Source organism: Acidocella aminolytica 101 = DSM 11237 (assembly GCF_900129125.1).
Taxonomy (GTDB): domain Bacteria; phylum Pseudomonadota; class Alphaproteobacteria; order Acetobacterales; family Acetobacteraceae; genus Acidocella; species Acidocella aminolytica.
Genome location: NZ_FQVJ01000039.1, coordinates 17,701 through 31,250, shown reverse-complemented (window position 1 = coordinate 31,250; position 13,550 = coordinate 17,701). Strand labels below are relative to the sequence as shown.

The following is a 13,550-nucleotide window of genomic DNA, read 5'->3' as shown; positions in this document are numbered from 1 at the left end:
CGCGCAACCCGGCCGGTCCCGCGCGCCATTGCCCCCTCCCCTCGCTCTCACACGCCAGAAAATAAGCCGGGGCGGTCCCGGCCTTCTGACGGAGATACGCAATGCCTCGTTTCCTCAATCATTATGAATGCCCCCGGTGCGACAATGAATGGTCCGATGAATGGGACTGCACCTGTGATGACCGCTGCCCGGATTGTGACCTGTCATGCAGCCCGGTTGAAAGTGATGATCTTGAGGGAGACGACGCATGAACACCGCAACCGCACTAGTCCGCAAGGACAGCATCGAGGAATTATGTGGTCATCGCGCCCGCGCCCTTACCCTTTACGCTCACGCCTTCGATCTGCTCTTAGAAGCGCGGGACGCACATGCGCGCGCTGCCGTAGGCAAATCTCACATCGCCAGTTTCCCGTCTGAGGCTTTGCGGTGGATTACCACCGATCGCCGCGCCGACTTTGTGGACCGCATACGAACCGATATGGACCGCGATGTCTGGCAGGGGTTAATCCTGAATACCGCGCTGGCTGGTCTGATGGACGCCGAAGCGCGAGACAGTTTCGAGCGATCCCTTAAGGACAATCCGCCAGAAGTGACGGCCGAGACCGTCTTTGCAACAATGTCCGCCCTGGCCGGTGATGCCGACATGATATTCAGGCGCGGGCTGGTCAATGTGTTCAGCCAGCTTCACCGGAAATATCGGTCTCATGATGGCTTCAAGATCAAGGATCGCGTCATCCTGCACTATGCCGTGCGCGTGTTTTACCGTTCGGCGATGCTCATTCACGATGCCCAGCTTATCGACGTGGACCGGGTTATGCACGTTCTCGATGGAAAAGCCGCCCCACACCACACCGCTGGTTTGTGCGCCGCGATTAGGGCGGCGATGCACGCCCAACCGGCGCAATGGGAAGCCGAAACCGAGTATTTCAGCGCAAAATGGCATCTAAACGGCAATTTGCATCTCCGGTTCAAACGGGCCGACCTGGTGAAGCGGGCGAACCAGATCATTGCCGAACATTTCGGCATGTCTCTTGGTGTCAGCCCTCACGCCGCATCGAAGCGGCGTGAACCACCGGCCCCCGACGCCGAGGCATTTTTCCCGACGCCGCCCGAGCTGGTGGCCCGGATGATTGAAGAAGCGGATCTATCCGAAGGGCTGACCGTGCTTGAACCGTCCGCCGGCGACGGCGCGATCGCTCTGCCCGTGGCCGAGCACACGGGCGGGCCAGTCGTCTGTTTTGAAGTGTCGCCCAATCGCGCCGCTATATTGCGGGCCGACCTGGGCGCACGGGGCCGCGTCATAAACGACGATTTTCTGCGCTATCGGGTGGATGAGAGGCGATATGATCGCATTCTCATGAATCCGCCGTTTACGCGGGGCGCTGACGCTCTGCATGTGATGCACGCGCTCGATTTCCTCGCGCCAGGCGGGCGGCTTGTCGCGATCGTATCCGGCGCGATACACGGCCCAGCCGATGGGCGGCGGCCCCATGACGAGTTGCGGCACGAGATCGAGAGGCGAGGCGGGCAATTGATCCGCCTGCCTGCGGACAGCTTTAAGAGCGTGGGAACGAACGTGGATACTGCCATGGTCATCATCGACGCGGCGTGATCGCCGCCGCCCGGCAACCATACCGATTGCCGGGCTTCTATATATCATGATGTCATGTGTTCTATTGTTTTAGTTTTCCTATTGCCATGCCCTATCTTCATGATATATAGGGTTCATGACTAATAGACCTATTAGTCTGACCCACACTCTCGCGGAGGCACCATGCACGTCATCACCATCGCCAATATGAAGGGAGGCGTGGGCAAAACCACCTTGTCCCTGCTTCTCGCCACCGAACTCGCTCTTGAAGGCCATCGCGTCGCGATGCTGGATTGTGATTTCAATCAGCATGGCGCCGCCTTCGCCGACAAAGCCTCGATCCCCAACTTCACCGTCATCGGTGATGTGGACGAGGACACCGTTCTGCCCGCGCTACGGGATGCAAAGTCCACCCATGACCTGGTTGTGATTGATCTTCCTGGCGTGTCTTCAACCTTGGCGTTGAAGGCGTTCCAGCGGTCCACTCTTGTATTGATTCCGAGCCGCCCGTCATTGCCGGACCTGCGCGATGCCATTCGCACCAACACCCAGGTCGATGATGCCCAAGAATTGCGGGGCTCGCCGATCCCGAGGGCCATCGTCTGGACGCAGATCGCGCCGGGCTTCGAGAGCCGGGCATCCCGGCACGTCCGCTCTGCGCTCGATGGCCGTGGCGTCCCCGTGGTTTCAGTTGGGTTGATGGACCGGGTGGCTTTCCGCGAAATGCACATCACCGGCCAGGTTCCCCGGCAGGTCGAGCCTAAAGGCTCGCCGGCCGAGAACGTCGCCGCCCTGACCGGCGCGATTCTCGCCGCTCTCACCCCTGCCACGGAGGTCGTATAATGGCTAAGCAGCCGCTACCGCTACCGGATATCATCGCTGACCTTGATCCGCGCCCCCGCCACCGCCTCCCAGCCGCGCCCGTTGAAACCGTCGAGCCGAGCGACGAGCAAGTTGAAGAAAACACGGCGCAGATGACCAAGCGATGGTCCGCCGTGACCAAGGCGAGAGGGGAGGGGGCACCAACGGCTCGACCGGAGAAACCGGAAAAGCTGACCCCGATCCAGATCAATATCCCGCCAGCGTTGAACCACCAGCTCGCGCGGGCCTGCTTCGAGCAGGGCTGCACCAAAACTTATCTGATCCTCAAGGCGCTGGCCGGAGACGGGTTCGATGTTGATCCCGTCTATCTGTCGCCAGATCGCCGGAAGCCGAAGATATAGGGGCATTTGCCTATGGATTACCCAATCGCTTCCTTTGTCGCGCGCTTGAAAAAGGAAGGCGCGATTAAGTCGGTTGACAAAGCCGATACAATTGAAGGGCTGCTTTCAACACTTACAGAGCAACAAGAACAGATTGTCCGGCTGCGTCACGGCATTGGACCCTACCCCACTCACACTCTAGCGCAGATTGGGGACATAGTGGGCTTATCGAAGGAGCGCGTGCGGCAAATTGAAAATCGCGCATTCCGCCAATTCCGTTGGATTATTCATCATCAGGATGTTGATGACGAGCTGGCTTTCGCCTCTTACCTAAAACAACGTGCAGCTAAAAGTGCCGCCGTCGAGCAACAACGGCAACAAGCCGCGATTTCAAAAATACGAGAGGTGGAGAGAAAACGACACGACAAGGAGCAGCGGGCGGAAGCCCGCCGCACACACGCGAGAAAAGCGGCGCGGGAACGGAAGTTAAAGCAGACCGAAAGCGAATATCAGGGCATGAAAGGACAGGCCGATATTATTCAAAAAAAGATTGCTAAGATCGAGAGGCGTGGATGGTTTGCACGAACCATTCTCCCTCATGAATCGAAGCTGGCGGCCCTACACAAGAAAAACGAACAACTTAGACAGCGAATAGAGACGGCGACGGCGATACTTGCACAGATTGTCAATAACTCGCCAACTTCCGAAAGCGAGGCAGATGAAGGCGCTTTAATTTCTTGGGACGCGGCAGACGAGGTAAATTCTAATGAGTGACAACTCAAATACTATTTTAACCGAAATGACGGACGCGGAGTTGGGTCATGCAATGGGAACTCTTCTATTGTTGACACTCCCTGGTCCGGGCGAAACTGATGGCCCGGAACCACTTAGCCCTGTCACAGTGAAAGCCTGCCGACTGGTTTTAGCCGAAGCGGATAAACGCGGCATTATCGGGCAGAATACTTTCGCCCTGACGCTGATAGAAGCACTTGAAACGGAGTTTCCTAATGCTTGACAACCAAACGACCATGGCTGACGCGGCGTTGGACAACATTCACCGGCTGAAGTTAACGGCACGGGCCTCTAATGCGTTAAAAGAGGGGGGTATTACCACCATTACCGAAATTCTCGCGCTTGGACCGGTTCGACTAGCTCAAGTCAGGGGAGTTGGCAAAGCAACGGCAGACGAGATTTGGAATGCGGCAGCGGCAACAGCGGCGGAATCATCTAGCAGCCAAATAAGCGATGATGCCTACCAAATTCTGTTACGGAACGGCCGTGTGCAATGCATCAAAATCGCTACGGAAATTAATGCGCGTGATCCAGGCGATGATTGCTTAGGTACGATAGCCTTTATTTCCCAAAAACTTGCATCATGGATATTTTCCGGCCCCAAAGAATTCATCGCATCCCGCGCAGAATGTCTGAGCCTTGCAATTAAGACCATGGACACGCAACATTCGGCAAACGAAGCGATAAGCGCGGAAGATTATACTCCCCCAATCGTTGTGGGAGACCCAGTTACATTTGTCCTCAGAACCGCCAAAGCGTATGCAAACTACATCGAGCGTGATTCTTGGAGCCGGGAGATCGAAGATGCCTGACAACCAAACCACCGAACAACAACGCAAGCAGGATATTCTTAGTCTTGTTTCTCGGGCTGGAATAAAGTTGTCGTCCCTCGCGCAAGAGAATCTTTGTGCATGGTTGAGCGCACAACCTTCCTTATCGCTTCCAGAGCAACCGAACCGCGTCGTAAATATGGCTCTTGAAAGCCTTGAGCCGCGCCACACCACTGAAATCAATTTCAAAATTAGATGCCTGCAAATCGCGCATGACCTTAATGAGCGCGATCTTGGGGTCTCTTGTTTGGAGTCGGTTGCCTATCATACTGGCGAGCTTGCGGAATGGGTGTTTTCTGGTCCTGCGGAATATAGGCAAAGTCGTGTTCAATGTCTCGATCTCGCACTTAGGACACTGGACGGGCAACTTGCCGTAAATAAAGAACTCACGGACGATGACGAACCGCCGGTCATTAAAGTCCGTTCCCATCTCCAATTCGTTCTCGATGCAGCCAAAGTATATGCCCGATTTATTGAACAGGATTCTTGGAAAAATGAAAAACAAGATGCGTGACAACCATACGACCGAGATTACCGACCTGGAGCAGCTTGAGTTATCTGTGAGAGCCAGAAATTCGCTAACGATGGATGGTATTTTAAGCGTTGAGCAGGTTCGCATTCTTGGCCACCGAGGACTACTAAAACTGCCTACCCTCGGCCGAAAAGCAGCGAATGAGGTGTGGGCAGCAGTTCAAGGCATAGTCATTGATGGGGATATTACGGCGAATGATTAACCGGAACCAAACGACCGCTCCCACCATGACGTATGGAGAAAAATTGTCTATTGTCCTGCAAGCGAATTGGGCGGAGTTCGCGGTTGGAAACCCGCGATGGATTCCGCCTGCTCTTATCCGTAGAATGATCGGAGAAGGGGATGAATATTTAATTCCAGCCGTCCTGGTGCGTGTCGGCCCCGCGTACAAGTTAGGGTTGGATGCCTACGTCGATAATAATGATCCCTGCGTAAAAACATTCGATGGTTTATCGGACGTATTATATCGACTTAGACTTGGACAGGCCCAAGAAGATTGCCCTCCGTTTTCTGGCATATCTGATAACCGCCAGCTTGATCTATATTCGATATATTATGTATTGGCTACCGAACATCAATCCTCAGACGATGAGGCCGACGAGGATTGGGCGTTAAACCCCCGCTTTGTTGTTGATTTTGATGGGGAGGCGAAGCCCTGGCAATATTGGGTCGATCTTGCCTACAGATTTAGGGAGTTAAGCTATGCCTGACAACCAGATGACGGCCCCAGCAACCGGCCCCGTCTGGTCTCTGCCGGACGGCCTGCTAGTCTTCGTCGAACGGGAAGGCCACGCGAATGTTCCTAGCAAACACGTTGAGCCGGACGGCTTCAGGCTCGGGACTTGGGTGGCTACCCGCAGGGATGAATATAGGCGCGGGAGATTATCACAAGATCGCATTGCGGCTCTTGAAGCGGTGCCTGGCTGGTGTTGGAATGTTCATGACGCCCGTTGGGAGCGGGGACTTGCCGCTCTTCGGCGCTTTGTCGAGCGCGAGGGACACGCACAAGTCCCGCACCACCATGTTGAGCCAAACGGCTTCAAACTCGGGACTTGGGTACGCAGATTGCGCTACAGCTCTTTTGAGGTCGGCTGGACGAAAAAACGAATTGCGGACCTAGAGGCCGTGCCGGGCTGGTCGTGGACCGCTCAATCGGTCTCTACGCAATTTCAACCTAATCCAGCCAACCACGAGGATGATCTCATTGCCTGACAACCATACGATAACTGATGAAATCAATGCCGTCATGACCGATCCGGCAGCCTCGGGCTGGATCAAAGCCGCGCTTGAAGGTGCCCTCCATCGCGATCCGGTTGATGCCATGAATGATGCGGAATTTCTGCTCGCCGTGCTCACGCGCCGGCTTAATAATATTTTGCACCAGGATGTGCTATCATCTCAAGATTCCTAGACATCATGGTGTCATGCTTTCATAAATCCCGGCACAATGCCGGGTTTTTTCTTGGCCGCAGACGCGGTTAAGATAGGCCCCTTCTCAAGCTCACAGGGAAAGCCGCCGACACACCCGGCGGTTTTTCTTTGGCGTTTTCTATGGCGCGATAATGTTCAATTATCGCGCCATTGCGACTCTTGCCTTATTTCCGCTATCCTTCTGAAATCATGAGCGTTCGCGAGCTATCCGAAGCCGCCCAGGCGGCGATCGACCGCGCCGAGGCCGATGCCGCCGAAGCGAAATCAGCGGCCACGGCCCGCGCTTACCGCGCGGACCTCGCCGACTTCCGCGCCTTCTGCGCGGAAACCGGCCTCGGCGCGCTGCCAGCCACCCCGGAAACTGTCGCGGCCTATCTTTCCGCCCGTGCCACCAGCCACAGCCACGCCACCCTAAGACGCCGCCTGGCCGCTATAGGGGCCGCCCAGGCCGCTTCCGGTTTCCCTTGGGTTCCTGGCCACCCGGTGATCCGCGACACGCTACGCGGCATTGCTCGCCGCCTACCGGCGCGCTCGCGGCCCGCCGGCGCGCTGACCACTGACCTGATCCGCCGGCTTGTCGCCACCTGCGATACCGGGATGACCGGAACACGCGACCGGGCGTTGCTGCTGATCGGCTATGCCGGTGCCTTGCGCCGGGGTGAGTTGGTCGCGATCGAGCGTAGCCAGATCACCTTTGAAAATTTCGGGCTTCGGCTCCTGATTCCAACCTCGAAAACCGATCAGGAAGGGCAGGGGGCCGAAATCGGCATTCCCCGCGGTCTTAAGCGCGAGACCTGTCCCGTCCGGGCGATAGAAGAATGGCTGCGGCTATCGGAGTGCGATATGGGGCCAGTGTTTCGCCGCATTGACCGCTGGGGCGGTCTCGACATGCAGGCCCTTCATCCGGATGCGGTGCGACGCATCCTACTTCGCCGCGCCGCGATCGCCCATATCACAATGTCCGGCAGCGAACGATTGTCGCCCCACGGTTTACGGGCTGGCTTTATCACCGAAGCCTATCAGGCTGGTGCCCGCGATGAGGATATCATGCAACATTCCCGGCACCGCAGCCTGACGGCCATGCGCCGCTATGTTCGGCGAGCCAAGGCCATCCAGGACTCCCCGGCCAAGCTCTTGGGGCTGTGACGTGGACGGCGATCACCGCGTTGCCGCTGATCGCCACGGCCTGGATATTCTCGCCTTGCCATCGCCCGATTGGCTTTATCACCGTCTGACCGTCACCGGGCCGGTCGATGACCTGGCCCGGTTTAACGAGGCGGCGGCAGGGCCAGGTGTTGTCCCATGGCGCCGCGATTATGATGCGCTAGTCGAGCACCTGGTCATTTTACTCATCCGGCCGGATCGTCTCGGCCGAAGCTCCTTAGCGATTCACGACGCAAGGCTCCTGGCCGGAAAGATGCGGGATATCTTTTGGCGTGATGATCAGCTCGCCCTTGAGCATTATTACCGCCAGACACGCCGATGTCCTTTTGACCTGCACCGCTTGGTGCCCGTCCCCGACTCAATCCTCACGCTTGGCTCAGACGCGGCAGCCTCGATGCGCTGGATGTGGGAGCATTGGGGCACGACATGGAGCCTGCGGCGGGTTTGCGACCGGACCGCTCATTTCCGGGTTGATCCAGCGACCACACGGATCTTCGAGTTCTGGTCGGCCGACTGGACGCCCTGGCGCGCGGTCGCGACAATCGCCACCGCCTGGCCGCACCTGACCATCGTCCTGCGCCCCTACTACTGATTTTCCGTTGGAGTCAGACGCGCCGTAAGGCGCGCGAGAGATACTGAACATTCCGGCATAGCCGGAATGTTTCATCTTCGGCCTGCTCTGGCCACAGGCCCCTATTCACGGCGTGCTGTTTTTTATTTCCCATTTTGCCGTTTTGCCGTATAGCCGGTTTTATCCGTTGCCTAATTTGCCTTTTACCACTTATGCGAGTGTCCAATGCGACGTGCCAGTTACCGCCAGGCGGTGGAGTGGATCAGAACGCGGCTCACGACCCCGATCGATCCCGCCCGCATCAAAAAGATGGAGCTTGCGATCTTTGTAGCGTTCCTATTCGATGTTCCTACGGATCGAGTCGTGGCGGATATCGCGCAAAGCCGATTTCGCGACTCTAGCCACACCACGACTCAGGAGTCGTAGCTGTCGTCGCCTAGACATTATGGCTTGGCATGAAACCCTTGTTTATCAAGCCGATAAACGGTTTCTTTCGTCCGCCTTCATACAATGGACTGGACGTGACAGAACTTTTGCCTCAAGGTCCGCGATACGCGCGACCCTTGCGCAACCTAACCGAGCGAAGAAGGAGATTCGAGACGATTTACCCCTAAAATGACAAAGCCCGGATTGAGGAAGCACACCCCAAACCCGGACCCGTCAAAATAGCAAAACTGGTTAGACCGACACTCGCAATGCGGTTTATCCAACATCTCAATCGTTAATGCAAGCCCATTCTTGCAGCGGGGATGCTTTTGCCAAATTTGTCGGCTCCGACCTTGCGCTTCCTGCGTCCGGTTCACCTCAAAGGAGAGAACCATGGAAATACCAGCAAGATCAGAGACCCGAACCCGACAAGCAGGCACCAGGCGGCTGACAACCAGGATGCTTCCCGCCGATCAATTTGCGGCTGCATTCAACGGCACCGATGCCACACCAAGCGCCATCCTGGGGGCCTTTAAAGCGGCTGCGCCGCATATGGGTATAAGTGCGCGTGTTGTTCACGCGATCGATTGGCTGTTCCGGTTTACGCAGCCTCAAGACTGGCGCGACGGAGCGCGGCCTATCGTCTGGCCAAGTGCCGCACTGCAAAGTGCGGACCTTGGTGTCACGCCGACCCACGCGAAACGGCTTAACCGGCAACTCACCGAGCTGGGCTTGATCGTGATGAAAGACAGCCCCAATGGCAAACGCTATGGGCGACGGCTTCCCGCCAACACCGGCCGGATCATCGAGGCGTATGGTTTCGATCTATCGCCGATGGCGGTTCGGATGCCAGAATTTATCGCGATCGCTGACCAGGGCCGAAAGGAACGCACCGCCATGGCCCAGCTTCGGCGCAGAGCCTCCATCGCCAGGAACAGCCTGCGGCAGACCTTAGAGACCTATCAAGAACAAGCCATCCACGATCCTGAAATCCCCGCTCTCAAAGCGGCGTTCGATCAAACAGCGAAAACCCTCAGACAGATCGAGGTGTCGGAACGACTGGCCCCCGTTGTTTCTGAACTGGAATCACTGGCTGCCACGGCCAGGGAAGCTCTCGAAATCGCTTTGACATACGGCGCAAGCCAGCAGGCCGATGCCCAAGCCACTGTGAATATGTCCCCCAAGGGGCACCAAAATGTGCCCCACCATTACAACTACAACCCAACCTTAAATCCTTTACAGGATACAGTAATGGCATTGGGAAGAAGTAGCGCCCTTCCGGCGACAGCGCCCTCGCCGATGGACCGGGGCGGTGAAGGCCGACCGGAAAAAGCAAGGGCGGCACGCACAGATCGTGGAGCCCATGGGACTGTGACGCCTGACGAAATCGTGCGCCTGGCCCCACGGCTCCGCCCATATCTGACGACACCGGCCCCGCGCTGGACGGATCTAGTCGAAGCCGCAGACTGGCTGCGGCACGACCTCGGCGTGTCCAAACCGCTATGGGGCGATGCCTGCCTCACAATCGGACGGGAGAGAGCCGCGATTGCGCTTGCGATCGTCTCAGCTAAGCCGACCGAGCACTTCAAAAGCGGGCCAGCCGGATATTTTCATGGAATGATCGCCAAGGCGAAAGCCGGCGAACTCAATCTCGACCGCACCATTTGGGCTCTACGGCGCAAGGCCCCGCACTCGGCCGCGCCCCAATGCCACTAATCCCGTTTGTCTTTTTGCCGGTTTTTCCTTTATCGTCCTGGCAGTTGATGGTAATATCGTCGCGATGCTGAAAGAGGTTTTCATGGCCCGCCGTCCACCTTCACCCGTTGAGGACGCTCCGGAGCCCGCACCTGGCGCGGGCACACGGAAAGCGAAAGCAACCAATGTCGCGATGATCCGCGTCAATCTGCCGCCCGAGATCCATCGCAAACTCTGGCAAATGCGGATTGATACGCGCCAGAGCATTCAGCAGATCGTGACTGATATTCTCGCGGAAAAGCTCGCGGAGATGGACAAGTGAGCGTTTCCGGAAACGCCGCACAATCTCCGTTTCCGGAAACGGGGCACACGATCAGCCCGCGATCAACTGAGCGTGTTCGGCGCTACCGCGCCAACCGTGATGTGGTCAGGGTCGAGGTTGAAGTCCCGACCCAAGATGACGCGCTGGCTGTAAAGCGTTTCGCGCGCCAGCGCCGCGAGGCCGCTGCTCATCCAATGTCCATAATGTCGGCTGTTCCACCGAGCAGTGACAACCTGGCCGACGTGATCGCAGAGCTAAGCCCCGCCGCCAGAGCAGCGGTTGAAACATTCGCGCGGGCCGTGGCGACCGCCGCAGAACATGACCTGATCGATCGGGCCGTGCGGGTTGCCACAAACTATGATGATGCCGTGCGGCGTTCATCCCATGGCCGCAAGGTTGCCGCCTGATACCATGAGCATCTGCCGGCGGCTTCATCTGGAGGCTCGCGATCCTGGCCGGAATTGTTTTCGACAATGGCAGCTCGATGCCCAGCGCGATTTGTTCGGCAGTTACCTGGTGCAGATTACCTATGGCAGAATCGGCGCGCACGGGCGGACCATTACCAGGTCATTCAGCGATCAAAGGGAAGCCTTGCGCTATATCAGAGCCGCAGTTGCGCGGCGCCGATCCTCGCCGCGCCGCATCGGCATATCATATCGGGTTTTAGTCGATGAAGAATGGACGGACGATCGAGCCGGCTAAACGAACCGGCCTATCGCGATGCCCGCCACCAGAACGGCCAGCCCGGCCCATGTCCCGTAGACGATATATTCAACCCGGCGAACGACACGGCTGAATTGGGCGATTTGATCTAGGGTGCGCTGACCGACAGCTTGAGCAGAACCCTGAACGGCGCCACTCAAAAGCGCGACCCCATCTTTCGAGGCAGCAAGGATGTTTTCTTCGATCATTTCAGAGAGTTCATTGGCCCGCTCACCGAATGTAGCATCGTGCTGTTGAAGGAGAAGAACAACCTCCCGATGAGCGGCTTGCGATGCCGATGAAGCGGCAATATCGGCAATTCGCCGTACCATCGTTTCCAGGATTTTTTCATTGAGAACCACCATCTCAACGAGCGGGTCTGTGACCCGCATCTTGACCCCGGCCAAACGAATGACATCAGAAGCCAGGGCCTTAATATCGACCTCGATCGCCCGCTTTGGCGATGCACCTGCTTGGCTATCCATCATACTTTGAACGACCAAAGTTTATCGAAATAGTCCCGTTGAACGAGCGTGAACCGCTGGCGCTGTAATATATTGAAAGGTGTCCCAATCCCTGGACGGCTTTCACCCGCAATGGCCTCGTTAAAACTCATCCGGAGCTGCCGCATTTCCTGAATGTCCCGGTCGAATAGATCCCCCCATGATTCGGGCATATCGATGACCGAGGAAACACGTGCTTGCACCGCTTTGTAACCGTCAGATTCAGTGAAGGGAACGCCGTTGAGGGCAACGGGCGCCCTGTATTGGTTCAGCCAGAGCACAATCCGCGTGCTCTCCGGCGTTGTATCAACGACGCGAGCAAAGCCCGCGGCTGTTTCTGCCATTGCATCTCCGCCGACGACAATTGAGTGAACGACGACCTGCTTTCCCAACTTAGCAAGATTCTTAAAAGCATCTTGCCGCTCAAGATATCGCATCAAGGCGACGAATGTAGTGGCACCACTATCGACCACCGCACTTACGCCTGGGTCCATCAATTCAAGCAATAATTCATCGAACGCCGGTTCATTAAGTTTTCCATCCACAACTATCGGCATACGCTTCGCGCCAAATGCCTTGTAGCTGGAAAATGTTGGATTCACCGGGTCAGTGTCATAGCAGCGCAGGTCGGTGAATTTATCTTGAAAATACTCGGCCAATAATGTTGCAACAAACGATTTTCCGACGCCGCCCTTACCCTGCAAAACTAGGTGAATCTCATTTGTCCTCTTTTCGATCTTTTGGGGGATACCAGCGATCGAGGGTGGATTCGAGGTTTCCGAAGTCGGTGAACTTTCGAGGCTGATATTCGCTGCTTTCACGAGGCTCTATCCTTTCAGGGGTTGGCGCTGGGGCGGAGGCATCCGGCAAAGGTAACGGATGAGTTGAATTGCTTGGCCGGGTTTCCGGGGCAGGGTTGGCTTTCGCTGGCACCCGTCCGCCCCGAGAACCGGCTTTGCCGGTAATTTCACGGGCCACAAACTGGCGAAACCACTCGTAGCCGGACGGGATGCGGTCTTTCAGCTCGTCGTAGATCATAATCACGGGCTTCTGAGCCGCCAGCCCAGCTTCAATTTCTGGCCGCAACGCATGAAGCGCGACCTTCATTGCTCCCTTCCGGGGTTTTGAAGCGGAATTTTTCACAAGATTCCTATACCTGACGACGAACTGTAAGCGCAATGGCAATCTTCGCCGTTATCGCTGGATATCGTTGGTTATTATCCACTGATCGCTGTTACTGGCTGGATATAATGTGTTGATCATTGGATATCGTTGGATATCATTAGTTTTGCCTCTCGCCCAACGAAAACCAAACCATAGACCACCAATACCCTCACTATCTCCACCTTGGAGTAGCAGGCAAGATGGGTGTTTGTCATGACAAACACGATGGGCTACACCTTACTCGCCTGCGGCTCGACGGGCAAGAAACTGGCGCTGCGCGCCAGTCGGAAAGGAGATGACACCAATGAAACGGCCCAGCGCGAGGCGACCCCGAGAGGCAAAAGAAGGCCGGACGGTGAAGGTCGAAACGCGCTGCACGCCAAGCGAGCGTGACGCGATACGCGCCCGTGCCGCGTCCGTTGAGATGCGCTTGAGCGATTATCTGCGCGCCGCCGCCCTGCACAGTGAGATACGGTCCAAGGCCGATAAGCACGCTGTCCGCGCGCTGGCTGGGTTTACGGGCGAACTTGGGCGGCTGGGGGGGGCTGTTGAAACTTTGGCTATCGGAGCGTCGCGGTGATGGGGTATCGGCGATCAAGGTCGATCACGTCCTGGATCAGATTTC

Annotated in this window: 21 protein-coding genes; 18 read left to right on the top strand and 3 right to left on the bottom strand. The window is 56.9% G+C overall.

Annotated elements, in window-relative coordinates:
* Nucleotides 1-247: 247 nt before the first annotated feature.
* The 17 genes from BUB54_RS16520 to BUB54_RS22175 all read left to right on the top strand — a co-directional run bounded on the left by BUB54_RS16520 (nt 248) and on the right by BUB54_RS22175 (nt 11,258).
* Nucleotides 248-1,612, top strand: a complete 1,365-nt coding sequence (locus BUB54_RS16520; RefSeq protein WP_048878829.1) for a DUF4942 domain-containing protein — start codon at nt 248-250, stop codon at nt 1,610-1,612.
* Between the two features lie 162 nt (nt 1,613-1,774).
* A complete protein-coding gene (locus tag BUB54_RS16515) occupies nt 1,775-2,434 on the top strand; it encodes a ParA family protein (RefSeq protein ID WP_048878828.1) in 660 nt (219 codons plus the stop codon).
* Nucleotides 2,434-2,814, top strand: a complete 381-nt coding sequence (locus BUB54_RS16510) for a hypothetical protein (RefSeq protein WP_048878827.1) — start codon at nt 2,434-2,436, stop codon at nt 2,812-2,814. The genes BUB54_RS16515 and BUB54_RS16510 overlap by 1 nt, the downstream gene beginning before the upstream one ends.
* Before the next feature lie 12 nt (nt 2,815-2,826).
* Nucleotides 2,827-3,567: a sigma factor-like helix-turn-helix DNA-binding protein gene (locus tag BUB54_RS16505; protein WP_048878826.1), complete on the top strand. Its 741-nt coding sequence runs from the start codon at nt 2,827-2,829 to the stop codon at nt 3,565-3,567.
* Complete coding sequence (locus tag BUB54_RS16500) at nt 3,560-3,808, top strand: hypothetical protein (RefSeq protein ID WP_048878825.1); 249 nt, start codon at nt 3,560-3,562, stop codon at nt 3,806-3,808. The genes BUB54_RS16505 and BUB54_RS16500 overlap by 8 nt, the downstream gene beginning before the upstream one ends.
* Nucleotides 3,801-4,397: a DNA-directed RNA polymerase subunit alpha C-terminal domain-containing protein gene (locus BUB54_RS16495; protein ID WP_048878824.1), complete on the top strand. Its 597-nt coding sequence runs from the start codon at nt 3,801-3,803 to the stop codon at nt 4,395-4,397. The genes BUB54_RS16500 and BUB54_RS16495 overlap by 8 nt, the downstream gene beginning before the upstream one ends.
* Entirely contained in the window at nt 4,390-4,929 is a 540-nt protein-coding gene (locus BUB54_RS20460) for a hypothetical protein (RefSeq protein WP_139284965.1), read from the top strand. The genes BUB54_RS16495 and BUB54_RS20460 overlap by 8 nt, the downstream gene beginning before the upstream one ends.
* The gene (locus BUB54_RS16485) at nt 4,910-5,149 is read left to right on the top strand and encodes a DNA-directed RNA polymerase subunit alpha C-terminal domain-containing protein (RefSeq protein ID WP_158320107.1); all 240 of its coding nucleotides are present in this window, start codon (nt 4,910-4,912) and stop codon (nt 5,147-5,149) included. The genes BUB54_RS20460 and BUB54_RS16485 overlap by 20 nt, the downstream gene beginning before the upstream one ends.
* 43 nt (nt 5,150-5,192) lie before the next feature.
* Nucleotides 5,193-5,657 carry a hypothetical protein gene (locus tag BUB54_RS16480; RefSeq protein WP_139284964.1) on the top strand — a complete coding sequence of 155 codons (465 nt, stop codon included), beginning with the start codon at nt 5,193-5,195 and terminating at the stop codon, nt 5,655-5,657.
* Nucleotides 5,650-6,159: a helicase associated domain-containing protein gene (locus BUB54_RS16475; protein ID WP_048878820.1), complete on the top strand. Its 510-nt coding sequence runs from the start codon at nt 5,650-5,652 to the stop codon at nt 6,157-6,159. Before BUB54_RS16480 ends, BUB54_RS16475 begins: the two co-directional genes overlap by 8 nt.
* Nucleotides 6,152-6,358, top strand: a complete 207-nt coding sequence (locus tag BUB54_RS16470; RefSeq protein ID WP_199444692.1) for a hypothetical protein — start codon at nt 6,152-6,154, stop codon at nt 6,356-6,358. The genes BUB54_RS16475 and BUB54_RS16470 overlap by 8 nt, the downstream gene beginning before the upstream one ends.
* A gap of 209 nt (nt 6,359-6,567) precedes the next feature.
* A complete protein-coding gene (locus tag BUB54_RS16465; RefSeq protein WP_048878835.1) occupies nt 6,568-7,524 on the top strand; it encodes a site-specific integrase in 957 nt (318 codons plus the stop codon).
* A 55-nt stretch (nt 7,525-7,579) separates the two neighbouring features.
* A complete protein-coding gene (locus BUB54_RS16460; protein ID WP_139284963.1) occupies nt 7,580-8,134 on the top strand; it encodes a hypothetical protein in 555 nt (184 codons plus the stop codon).
* 798 nt (nt 8,135-8,932) lie between these two features.
* Nucleotides 8,933-10,255, top strand: coding sequence for a plasmid replication protein RepC (repC, locus tag BUB54_RS16450; RefSeq protein ID WP_048878816.1), 1,323 nt, complete (start codon nt 8,933-8,935; stop codon nt 10,253-10,255).
* Between the two features lie 64 nt (nt 10,256-10,319).
* Nucleotides 10,320-10,556: a hypothetical protein gene (locus BUB54_RS16445; protein ID WP_048878815.1), complete on the top strand. Its 237-nt coding sequence runs from the start codon at nt 10,320-10,322 to the stop codon at nt 10,554-10,556.
* Nucleotides 10,553-10,963 carry a hypothetical protein gene (locus BUB54_RS16440; RefSeq protein WP_048878814.1) on the top strand — a complete coding sequence of 137 codons (411 nt, stop codon included), beginning with the start codon at nt 10,553-10,555 and terminating at the stop codon, nt 10,961-10,963. Before BUB54_RS16445 ends, BUB54_RS16440 begins: the two co-directional genes overlap by 4 nt.
* Complete coding sequence (locus tag BUB54_RS22175) at nt 10,914-11,258, top strand: WGR domain-containing protein (RefSeq protein WP_082075649.1); 345 nt, start codon at nt 10,914-10,916, stop codon at nt 11,256-11,258. Before BUB54_RS16440 ends, BUB54_RS22175 begins: the two co-directional genes overlap by 50 nt.
* Here the strand turns inward: BUB54_RS22175 and BUB54_RS16430 are convergent.
* Genes BUB54_RS16430 through BUB54_RS20040 form a run of 3 tightly spaced genes read right to left on the bottom strand, consistent with a single transcriptional unit; the run spans nt 11,255 to nt 12,868 of the window.
* Nucleotides 11,255-11,746 (bottom strand): hypothetical protein, encoded by a 492-nt coding sequence (locus tag BUB54_RS16430; protein WP_139284962.1) that lies wholly within the window; start codon nt 11,744-11,746, stop codon nt 11,255-11,257. The genes BUB54_RS22175 and BUB54_RS16430 overlap by 4 nt on opposite strands.
* The gene (locus BUB54_RS16425) at nt 11,743-12,582 is read right to left on the bottom strand and encodes a P-loop NTPase family protein (protein ID WP_139284961.1); all 840 of its coding nucleotides are present in this window, start codon (nt 12,580-12,582) and stop codon (nt 11,743-11,745) included. The genes BUB54_RS16430 and BUB54_RS16425 overlap by 4 nt, the downstream gene beginning before the upstream one ends.
* Entirely contained in the window at nt 12,479-12,868 is a 390-nt protein-coding gene (locus BUB54_RS20040) for a hypothetical protein (RefSeq protein ID WP_048878811.1), read from the bottom strand. Before BUB54_RS20040 ends, BUB54_RS16425 begins: the two co-directional genes overlap by 104 nt.
* Nucleotides 12,869-13,229: 361 nt before the next feature.
* Between BUB54_RS20040 and BUB54_RS16420 the strand changes: the two genes are divergently transcribed.
* Nucleotides 13,230-13,505, top strand: a complete 276-nt coding sequence (locus tag BUB54_RS16420; protein ID WP_048878810.1) for a plasmid mobilization protein — start codon at nt 13,230-13,232, stop codon at nt 13,503-13,505.
* Nucleotides 13,506-13,550 lie beyond the last annotated feature (45 nt).